The sequence below is a fragment of the Salegentibacter sp. T436 genome, assembly GCF_001932675.1.
Lineage (GTDB): Bacteria > Bacteroidota > Bacteroidia > Flavobacteriales > Flavobacteriaceae > Salegentibacter > Salegentibacter agarivorans.
In genome coordinates this window covers 3,162,285-3,172,521 of the sequence record NZ_CP012872.1, presented here as the reverse complement: position 1 = coordinate 3,172,521, position 10,237 = coordinate 3,162,285, and the positions used below count along the sequence as shown (strand labels likewise).

At 35.1% G+C, this 10,237-nt stretch carries 11 protein-coding genes and 1 riboswitch; of the genes, 6 read left to right on the top strand and 5 right to left on the bottom strand.

All coding sequences use genetic code 11. From position 1 onward, the window contains the following. The 4 genes from AO058_RS14045 to AO058_RS14030 form a co-directional block, all read right to left on the bottom strand. Positions 1-1,032, bottom strand: coding sequence for a FecCD family ABC transporter permease (locus tag AO058_RS14045; RefSeq protein WP_075327110.1), 1,032 nt, complete (start codon positions 1,030-1,032; stop codon positions 1-3). A gap of 76 nt (positions 1,033-1,108) precedes the next feature. Continuing rightward, the gene (locus AO058_RS14040; protein WP_075327109.1) at positions 1,109-1,456 is read right to left on the bottom strand and encodes a type II toxin-antitoxin system PemK/MazF family toxin; all 348 of its coding nucleotides are present in this window, start codon (positions 1,454-1,456) and stop codon (positions 1,109-1,111) included. Continuing rightward, positions 1,446-1,676 (bottom strand): hypothetical protein, encoded by a 231-nt coding sequence (locus tag AO058_RS14035; protein WP_075327108.1) that lies wholly within the window; start codon positions 1,674-1,676, stop codon positions 1,446-1,448. The genes AO058_RS14040 and AO058_RS14035 overlap by 11 nt, the downstream gene beginning before the upstream one ends. Positions 1,677-1,715: 39 nt before the next feature. Next, a complete protein-coding gene (locus tag AO058_RS14030) occupies positions 1,716-2,870 on the bottom strand; it encodes an ABC transporter substrate-binding protein (RefSeq protein WP_075327107.1) in 1,155 nt (384 codons plus the stop codon). A gap of 185 nt (positions 2,871-3,055) precedes the next feature. Further along, a riboswitch (cobalamin riboswitch) is annotated at positions 3,056-3,339 on the top strand. Between the two features lie 34 nt (positions 3,340-3,373). On the opposite strand from AO058_RS14030, the gene AO058_RS14025 reads away from it, so the two are divergent. Both AO058_RS14025 and AO058_RS14020 read left to right on the top strand, forming a co-directional pair. Further along, positions 3,374-5,215 (top strand): TonB-dependent receptor plug domain-containing protein, encoded by a 1,842-nt coding sequence (locus tag AO058_RS14025; RefSeq protein WP_075327106.1) that lies wholly within the window; start codon positions 3,374-3,376, stop codon positions 5,213-5,215. An 86-nt stretch (positions 5,216-5,301) separates the two neighbouring features. Next, positions 5,302-6,366: a YncE family protein gene (locus tag AO058_RS14020; RefSeq protein WP_075327105.1), complete on the top strand. Its 1,065-nt coding sequence runs from the start codon at positions 5,302-5,304 to the stop codon at positions 6,364-6,366. Between the two features lie 88 nt (positions 6,367-6,454). Here the strand turns inward: AO058_RS14020 and AO058_RS14015 are convergent, their stop codons facing one another. Then, positions 6,455-7,939 (bottom strand): S41 family peptidase, encoded by a 1,485-nt coding sequence (locus tag AO058_RS14015; RefSeq protein ID WP_075327104.1) that lies wholly within the window; start codon positions 7,937-7,939, stop codon positions 6,455-6,457. Between the two features lie 120 nt (positions 7,940-8,059). Here AO058_RS14015 and AO058_RS14010 point away from each other — a divergent pair, with 120 nt between their 5' ends. The 4 genes from AO058_RS14010 to AO058_RS13995 are packed head-to-tail and all read left to right on the top strand — an operon-like array spanning position 8,060 to position 10,105. Next, positions 8,060-8,575 carry an RNA polymerase sigma factor gene (locus AO058_RS14010; protein WP_075327103.1) on the top strand — a complete coding sequence of 172 codons (516 nt, stop codon included), beginning with the start codon at positions 8,060-8,062 and terminating at the stop codon, positions 8,573-8,575. Continuing rightward, positions 8,556-9,008, top strand: coding sequence for a hypothetical protein (locus AO058_RS14005; RefSeq protein WP_075327102.1), 453 nt, complete (start codon positions 8,556-8,558; stop codon positions 9,006-9,008). Before AO058_RS14010 ends, AO058_RS14005 begins: the two co-directional genes overlap by 20 nt. Before the next feature lies 1 nt (position 9,009). Further along, entirely contained in the window at positions 9,010-9,537 is a 528-nt protein-coding gene (locus AO058_RS14000) for a DUF4252 domain-containing protein (protein WP_075327101.1), read from the top strand. Positions 9,538-9,559: 22 nt separating this feature from the next. Then, positions 9,560-10,105 (top strand): DUF4252 domain-containing protein, encoded by a 546-nt coding sequence (locus AO058_RS13995; protein WP_075327100.1) that lies wholly within the window; start codon positions 9,560-9,562, stop codon positions 10,103-10,105. Positions 10,106-10,237 lie beyond the last annotated feature (132 nt).

Below are 10,237 nucleotides of genomic sequence, written 5' to 3'. Positions count from 1 at the left end.
TCAGAATAAAAATTTACGTTTGCGCACCAATAGCCAAATTACGACTGGGGCACCAATTAGTGAAGTTATGGCATTTATGGGTAAAGTAAATTCCTGTCCCGGCATTTGTGCTGCTATATCACAAATAAGCATTAGCGCCGCACCACCTAAAATAACTGCTGGCACTAAAATGCTATGATTATTTACAGGAATTATTTGCCTAATTAAATGCGGAACCGCCAAACCTACAAAGGCAATTGGTCCTGCAAAAGCAGTAATGCTTCCGGCAAGTAAACTGGTAGCTATAATAATGATTAAACGGTTTTTTTGAATGCTTACCCCAAGGCTTTTTGCATATTGTTCGCCAAGCAACAAAGTGTTGAGGTTTTTAATACAGGAAATAGCTAAAATTATCCCTACCAACCAGAACATGGCGAGAATTCCCACCTCGTTCCAGGATAGATCACCCAAACTTCCAAAAGACCAAAATACATATTGCTGAAGCTGTGCCGCGGGACTAAAATAGGAAAGAACGCTAACCACTGCCGCGGTTAAACTGGCAAACATTAAACCTATAATAAGAATTGCCATAGTATCTCGAAGCCGGAGGGAAGCCAGCATAACAGCAATTAATACTAATAAACTTCCCAGGCTGGAAGCAATTACCAAACTCCATTTGGAAAGTAAAATTCCGGCAAAAGCACCTCCAAAAACTGAAGCGCCCATAATTACTATTGCAACGCCCAGACTGGCACCGCTACTTAAACCCAAAACATACGGTCCCGCTAAGGGATTACGAAATAGGGTTTGCATTAACAGTCCGCTAATGGCGAGTCCAGAGCCGGTTATTATTGCTGTAATAGCTTTAGGTAAGCGGTATTCCACTACAATATAGCGCCAGGTTTCTTTTGAAACTTCTAAATTAAAGATTGAAGCAAAAACATCTTTAAAAGGAATGTTGACCGAGCCCAAACTAATATTTAAAAAACCCAGGATAATTACTCCTAAAAAAAGGAGTAGAAGTGGAAGTATATATTTTTGGGACTGCAACAAGGCCGGTGATTTATTTCGGTGTAAATATCTGAAATAAATTGAGTAGATAAAATTAATGAAGAACGATAATGGAATTTTAGCTAAGATCCATAATTATGGAAAGATTTTCTTTTAACTTTTCTGATGCTGTATTTGAAATTTTGCCAATCTTTTTAACCAGCCTTTTATTATCTATTGCTCTAAGCTGATCTACCATTATATCACAATCTTTCGATAGGTTGGCAATACCTTTCGGGAGATGGATACGTAGAATTTGAGCATTTCTATGAACGTTTGTAGTAAGCGGACAAATTAAAGTTGATGGATGGTTAACAGAATTCAATAAATTGGTTTGGACAATTATAACCGGTCTTTTCTTTCCCGTTTCAGTGCCAATTCGTGGGTTTAAATCGGCAATCCAAACTTCAAATTGATTAATTTTCATAATCAATTTCTTCAAAATCTTTAAGAACATTTAAAGAATCTTCTTTCACCAAGTACGACTCTTCTTTGAGTTTATTCTTTAGAACCTTCCTGTTTTGATGAAGGTTATAATATTGAATAGCTTCATTTATATATTTTTCAGTAGACTTCTTAAGTCCAGCAGATAATTTCTCAGATTCTTTAAAAACAGACTCTTTGATATTTACAGCGATAGTTTTCATTTTCAGTAGTTTATAATAAAGATAAAAATTTTAAATAATTTATTCTTCCAAAGCCTTAAAAAACCTATTTTCATAATTTCCCAGTAACTCTGGATGAAAAATGGATACCAGGTCTTTTAATACCAAATCTGGACGTTGCGGGCCTAATTCAAAATAAAGTACACCCCCTGTTTCTCCTTTGGTTAGGCTTACGCTGTAGACATTTTTATTCTGTACGGCTTCAAACTGTTCATAATGCTGAGATTCTTTTAAAAGTTGCGTGTAAGAAGTGTATTGTCCCGCACTAATCCAATAATCGGCATCCTGGGCTTTGTCTAACACATTTTCAAAAGATAAAGCCATACTTCCATTCCCTTGTGTATCGGCATAGACATAATTTGCATTGGCATCTTTAATAAATTGGGCTTGCCACGAATTTCCGTGGGGTAAATACCACTGGTCTTTAAACATAGCGCCGCTTAATACTTTAGGCGTTTCTGCTGCCGACTTTGCTAATTCTTTGGCTTCAGTATAATCCGTTTCTATTTTATTAAAAATCTTTTCAGCTTCGTCTAATTTATCATAAAAAACGCCAAAGAATTTAATCCATTCCGCCTTTCCCAGCGGAGTTTTTTCAGTCCAGTCGCCGTTGTACATCACTGGAATTCCGGTTTTTTGAATGGTTTCAAATGTTTTATTGTTTCCGTCAATTGCAAAACCAATCACCACTTCTGGATCCAGATCAATAAGAACTTCGGTATTTATATTTTCATTTTTCCCCAGCTCTTTAATTTTTCCTGAATTGATCAATTTCCTGGTTTTTTCTGAAGAAATATAATCAAGACCTGGAAATCCTTTTAAGCTGTTTTCTTCATTTAAAGCTTCCAATGCCGGAATATGCGTGGTAGAAGTCACTACCATTTTTTCTATCGGAATTTGCACTTTTTTATCATAATCTAAACCGGAAGGAATTTCAGTATTTTCTTTAGTTAATAAATAGGTGAAAGCTTTTTCGGCATCGGGCCAGGCGGTTTCTATTTTTAAAATATAATAATCTCCAAAATCACTGATGCTGAAATTAGTAGCGTGTTTTAACTCAACTGAATCTTGAGGTTCTTCTGAACCATTATTTTTATCTTTTTGCTCGTTTTTACAGGCGGAAAATACTAGGAAAAGGAGTAGAAGATTAAGTGCTTTTAGAGTCTTTATTTTCATTTTATGGTAGTTTAAAAGAATTGAATTTATATAATGCTATCCTCATTTAGCCCCTAAATAAATTACGGGGCAAGCTCTAAAACAAGTTCAGGATGACGAAAACTTTTATATAGAATATTATAATAGGAATTTTCAAAAGTAAGATTATTTAGAATTTAATGGTCGCAACTAAAATAAATGTTTAATTTCGCATTGAAATTTTTGGTTCGGATGTGTTTTTCACGCCGATTAAAAGGGAATCAGGAAAAGTACGATTCTGGAAGTACAAAATATGAAGCGCGAAGTTTTTCTTCGTATTTCAAACTTCTACCATCTAACTTTATTAAGCCTGAGCTGTTCCCGCAACTGTAAGCTAAGTCCCGAAAGGGATGCTTGTTGTTATCACTTCAAAAACCACTGTTCTTATTTGGAATGGGAAGGTAAATAACAAGACGCGAGCCAGGAGACCTGCCAAAATATAACCAATAAATTCTTAGACTTTCGGGATAAAAGTCAGAGGGCAGATGAAAAAAACGCGATTTTACATTCTATTCCTTGGCTTGCTATGCAGTTTGCCTGTATTTGCTCAAAACGATACAATTAACGTTTTAGACGAAGTATTTTTGACAGATACCAAGCTGAAAGACTTTTCTACTGGCCAACAGGTAACCGTTTTAAACGATTCAGTTTTAAAGAAAAACGGGGCGCTGCTTACTTCAGCATTAAATTTCAACACCAATATCTATTTTAAAGAGAATGGACTGGGAATGGTTTCCTCACCTTCCTTCCGCGGAACAACAGCTTCCCAAACAGCGGTATTGTGGAATGGGATTAATATCAATTCCCAGTTTAACGGCCAAACCGATTTTAATGCATTAAACGCAGGCGGATTTGATAATATTAGCGTTCGTGGTGGCGGCGGAAGTGTAGTTTATGGTACCGGAGCCATTGGAGGAACCGTTCATTTAAATACCAATCTTGATTTTACCGGAAAAACAAAGCAGGATATTTTCTTTCAATATGGCAGTTTTAATACCCTGGATGCCCGGTATAAAATAAAGACTTCGGGAAAAAAATGGAGTTTAAGTCTTGCTGCGGCAAGAAACTCATCAGATAATGATTATGAATGGCCCATTGAAGGTAGAGAGAATGAAAATGGTAAATTCTATAATAGCAATTTAAATCTTGGGTTCGCATATCGGTTAAATGAAAAAAACACTTTAAAACTTTATAGTGAAATTTTTGATGGGGAGCGGCATTTCTCCCTGATTCGTCCTTCAGAAACCAAAACAAAATACCAGAATTTTGATACCCGAAATTTATTGGAATGGGTAGGAGAGTTTGGTGATTTTATTTCGGTTGCAAGGTTAGCTCATCTAAATGAAAATTATAAGTTCTACGGGAATATTACTGAAAATCAATCTTCATCTGGCAAAGCGCAAACCTTAATTGGCAAATACGATTTAAATTATTCAGTTTCAAAAACTTTAAAGCTAAATGCCGTACTCACCAATACGTACACCGATGGTAGCGGCTCTGGAATTACCGAAAATACCCGAAATATATTTTCTTCGGCATTCTTAATGAAGCATAGGCCATTTCAAAAATTTCAATATGAATTGGGAATCAGAAAAGAGATAACCGAAAATTATGAAAGTCCGTTACTATTTTCTGCAGGAACACATTATGATTTTACCGATTTCTATAGTCTAAAAATGAATATTTCCAGGAATTTTAGAATTCCCACTTACAACGATCTTTACTGGGCCGGTGCCGGTAATCTTAATTTACGCCCCGAAACTTCTAACCAGGTTGAGCTTGGAAACCATTTTAAACATAGAAACCTGAAGTTTAGTCTAACCGGTTATTATATTAAAATTGATGATATGATACGCTGGTTGCCTTCCAGCAATAATATTTGGCGCCCAAAAAACGAAGAAAAAGTAGAGACCTACGGAGTAGAAGTTCTGGCAGGCTGGGAAAAAGAGATTTTTAAAGATCACCAAATTAGCGCCTCTGGTACTTATGCCTATACGGTTTCAGAAAATATGAATACGGGCTATCAGCTTATTTATGTACCGTTTCATAAAGCTACGGGTTCGCTTACCTATGCTTTTACAGATTTCAGTATAGATTATCAGCTTTTATATAATGGCGAGGTTTTTACCCGATCTGATAATAATTCGCGCTATAATATGGATGCTTATACGGTTTCAAACCTTGGAATTACATATGATTTGGGAAAAACAAATACTTACAAGATTGGAGCGAGGGTGCTCAATATTTTTGATGAAGAATACCAAAGTGTAGAAAACCGGTGGATGCCCGGCAGAAATTTTAATATATACCTAAACCTTAATTTTTAACCAGCATGATGCTGGAAGCAAATATTGTTAAAATCTGATTAATTTAAACTGTTTATTTGCTCCACTCTTTGCTAAAATTCTAACCAATGAAAAGAATCAGTAAATTATTAACTATGGCCGTGATAAGTGGCTTTTTTTTGAATTCCTGTAGCAGCGATGATGATAATATTGACCCTCAAATAGAGCAACCTGAAAGCACCTATGCAGATGGATTGTTTGTGCTTAATGAAGGAAACTCCGGTGGCGGTTCGGTTACCTTTATAGATAATGATTTACAAAATGTAGAAAATGAGATTTACCAGGAAATGAACGCCGACGATGATCTTGGCCAATATCTTCAATCTATATTTTTTAATGATGATTATGCGTATATCGTTTCTAATGGATCGAATATGATAACTATAGTTGATCGCTATACTTTTGAATATGTAGATAGGATTGATAGTGGCTTGCTATCTCCAAGATATGGAGTTATTGAGAACGGTAAAATTTATATAAGTAATCAGGGTAATTATGAAGCTCCCGGCGTTACCGAATTTGATGATTTTATAGCAATTATTGACCTGGAAACTTTGGAAGTTGAAAAAACTATAGAAACAAATACAGTGCTTGAATATATTCATGAACAAGATGGGATGATTTATGTGCAAAAGGCCGCTTTTGGGGGAGGTAATGAAATACAGGTTATTGATTCTAATTTAGATGAAATAATCAAGACAATCGTTACCGAAGAAACGCTAAATTCTTTTGAAATTGAAAACGGAGTACTTTACGCTTTAAGTTCAAATAAATTAGAGAAAATAGATTTAACTACGGGAGATCTTTTAGTTGAAATTGATATAAATTTTGAAGCTGGAAGTGCATCTAATCTTAAAATTGAAGATGATTTGATTTACTATACCATAGGAAACTCGGTTTTTATGATGGATGAAAATGCCGAAATGGCCCCGGAAGAAGCTATATTTTCTTATACTTCTAATTCAGATTATGGTGTAATGTATGGGTTTGAAGTAGAAGACGATAGAATTTATATTGCTGATGGTGGAGATTTTTCATCTAATAGTTTTATAGAAATCTACACTAACAATGGAGAATTAATCGAAAATATAGAGGTAGGAGTAGGCCCAAATGGTTTCTACTTTAACGATTAAAAACTGTTTTTTTGTTTATTTAAATTTGAATAAAAAAAGCCCCGTTTCACAACTGAATCGGGGCTTTGCATTAAATATACTTTTAAAATTACTGCTTAAATTCAGCAGCTTTTTTCCTTATTTCTTCAGGAATTTCGTCTATATACATTCTTTGGTAATCTACATCAGTCTCACCACGTTCACCAATTTTAGTAAATCTTGAATCGTAAGATGTAGCGGGAATTGCCATTCTGTTACCGGTAATATCAGCAAGAGCAGCAGCAAGTAAAGTTTCTACAGGTGTCCCCAATTCTATTAGGTTCGTAATATCTTCTTCAGTTTCAATATCCGGAATTAAACCTTCTTCAGAATAGGCATCTTCATTCGCATTAACAGATTCATAAATTAATGGCTGAATCACATATTTATGATTTGGGTTTCTATTTTGTCTGTCCCAATCAGGAGAATCATATAAAGGGGCAGCAGCCTGAAATTTTCCAACCGTATTGCTTCCCACGTGTACTACCTCTATATAAGGAGCAAGACCATTTATTACTAACTCGCTGGCAGAAGCCGTGGAAGCCGTACCAATAATATAAACCTTGCTAAGGTTTAAGCTATTGATCATTTCGCCAGTTCTAATCTTATCGTTGAATCTATCTACTAATCGATCTTCAGATAATTGAGACTGTAAGAAATTGTTCCAGCTTTGTTTAGAGAAAATTTCACCGTTAAACTGCCCGGTAATCATACTGGAAAGATCTACCGCACTTTCTACAGAACCACCACCGTTGTACCTAAGATCTAAAACCAGTTCATCTATACCTTCAGCTTTTAAATCTCCAAAAGCAGCATTTAGTTCATCATCAAAATCGGCGGTAAAACTATTATACATAATGTAGCCAACACTTATTCCATCTACTTCTACTACTTTAGATAAAAGAACCGGATTTTCGGTAATTTCTATTCTGTTTAGTGCTATGGTTTCATCGGTATTACTAATAATATTATCGTTAATTTCAGCTACTGTAATTTCATAGCCATCTCTCCCCAAAAGAGATTGATAATTATCAAGGTTCATAGTTTCCCCATCAATATCGGTAAAAAGAGTACCACGAGTAACGCCGGCTTCATCGGCAGGACTATTTGGTATTACATATCGTACATAGGCTAAAACCCCATTACTTCCAAATCTTACCAATCCATAATCCATTCCGGTTGTAGTTTGAATTCCAGCTTGATTATTTTCCAAAATAGTATAATCATCTATAATAAAGCTAAAACGATCTTTTGGCGCAGGAACTTTTAATCCGTTATTAAAAAGATCTTCGGGAGAATCAAAACTAGCCAGCCATTCATTTTTATCGGCTTCAGAATCAAAATAATTCTCACCTAATTCTGGAACATCGGCTTCATATACATAGTAGATGCTCATTGCATCATATAAATAATTTTCGATTTCTAAATTAGGAGTTTCCCCGGGCTTATCGCCTCCTGGTTCAACCGGGAAGCGTTCGTCATTGTCATCTTTGGAGCAACTGCTCATGACTCCTGTAGCCAGGAATAAAAGTAAAATTAGTTTATTAATCTTCATAAATTTAAGTTTGTTTTAGATTGCTAAAAATACCCACATTAAATTAAATTCAAAATCCTATTGTAACAAATATTACCGCTAATCGTTTTAAAGGTAAGAAGGTTATTAAACCAACCATACATGAAACAACAAGCCTTCCTAGAAAAAATTAACCCGGTGAAAGATAAAATGTACCGGCTTGCATTGAGACTGCTTATTTCTAAAGAAGCTGCCGAAGATGCTACCCAGGAAGTAATCTATAAACTATGGGCTCGCAAAGATAAACTCAAGGATTATACCAATGTTGAAGCTTTTGCAATGACAACAACAAAAAACTATTGTTTAGATGAGTTAAAAGCAAAAAAGAATAATAATTTAAGAATTGTTCATCAGAATTATGAGAATAATTCAATTTCGCTCCAAACAGAACTGGAGGTTAAAGATGAAATGCTGTGGATAAACCAAATTTTAAATGAGTTGCCAGAACAGCAAAAAATTGTTTTTCAGCTTAGGGATATTGAGCAACTGGAGTTTGAAGAAATTATAGAAATCACTAAAATGAAGTCTACCGCTATTAGGGTAGCCTTATCTAGAGCTAGAAAAAAAATAAGAGAAAGCTTAACAAACAAGCATAATTATGGAATTACAAAAGATTAGAGAATTACTGGAAAAATATGATGCCGGTGAAACATCTCTGGCTGAAGAAAATGCACTTCGAGAATATTTTCAAAAAAATGAGGTGCCAGCCGATTTAAAAAGTTATGGGTTATTATTTTCTTTTTCAGAAAAAAACAAAACACAAAAAATGCAACGGGAAGTAGAACTTCCATCGCAAGCAAAGGGGAATAAATACCTTTGGACAGCCATAGCGGCAAGTATTCTTGTAATAGTGGGACTTTTCTTTTTTCAGAATAAACCTATGGAAATGAATCATAGCGATCTTGGTACGGTTCAGGATAAAGAGGAGGCTTTGCAAAAAAGCATGGAAGCTTTAAAAATGGTTTCCGAATTAATGAATGAAGGGAAAGAAGACCTTATATACCTAAAAGAATTTAATAACACCAAAGATAAATTTATAAAAACCGAATAATATGAAAAAGATAGCAATAGTTATTATTATTGGCCTTTTACCAGTAATAACGCAAGCCCAGTCGTTTGCCAAGTACGAAAATATGAAGGATGTTGATGCGATGGTAATGACCAGCAAGATGTTTAAAATGCTTGCTAAAGTAGATTTAAGCGAAGATAACCCAGAAGCCAGGGAATACCTGAAACTCATTGAAAACCTTGATGAGATTAAAATGTTTACCAGCACCACGGCTTCAGTGAGAAATGAAATGCAAAAAGATGTTGAGCGTTATTTAAACTCAAATTCTTTAGAGCAGTTAATGCGAGTAAACGAAGACGGGAAAAATATTCGGTTTTATTCTAAAGGAGGAAAAAACGATAATTATGTAAGTGAGCTGTTTATGTTTATGGAAGGTGAAAAAGAAGGTGAACTAATTTCTGTGATTTTGAGTATCACGGGAGAAATAGACCTTTCGCAATTATCCCGCTTAACATCAGACCTTAAAATACCAGGTGCTGAAGAGCTTAAAAATGTAGAAAATAAATCTTAGATCAACTTAAAATCAATATAAAATGAAATCAATAAAAATTTTAGGCTTGGCACTGGCGGCTGCAGCTTTTGTTTCGTGTGCGAACGAGCCGAGTTTGCAGGAGTATTATGTAGAAAATCAGCAGGACAATAAGTTCATTGCTTTAGATGTACCTACCAGTATGTTTACCAACGCTGATGCCCTGGATGAAAATCAAAGAACTACGCTGGAAAGTGTGAAGAAAATTAATGTTTTGGCTTTGCCGGTTAAAGAAAGCAAAGAGGAATATGAAGCCGAAAAAGCTAAACTAAGTAGCATTTTGCAGGATAAAAAGTACCAGCTATTAATGAAATATGGCTCAAACGATCGTAAGGCAGAAATTTATTTTACCGGAGACGAAGAGGCCATAGACGAAATTATTGTTTACGGGTATGATGATACCAAAGGAGTGGGAGTAGCTCGGGTATTAGGTGAAGATATGAATCCGAAGAAATTGATGGAACTTATGAAATCGCTTGAAAAAGGAGACGTAGATGTAGACGGTTTAAAAGGAATTACCGGTATGTTTAAAACAGAAATTGAAGAATAGTTTTTTAGTTGAATTTATTGAAGAGGTTGTTTGAAAAGAATCGTCAATCTGAACTCGTTTCAGATTCTAAGTTCATTAGAATTAGACCCTGAAACGAGTTCAGGGTGACGTGGGAAAATTCTCAAACAACCT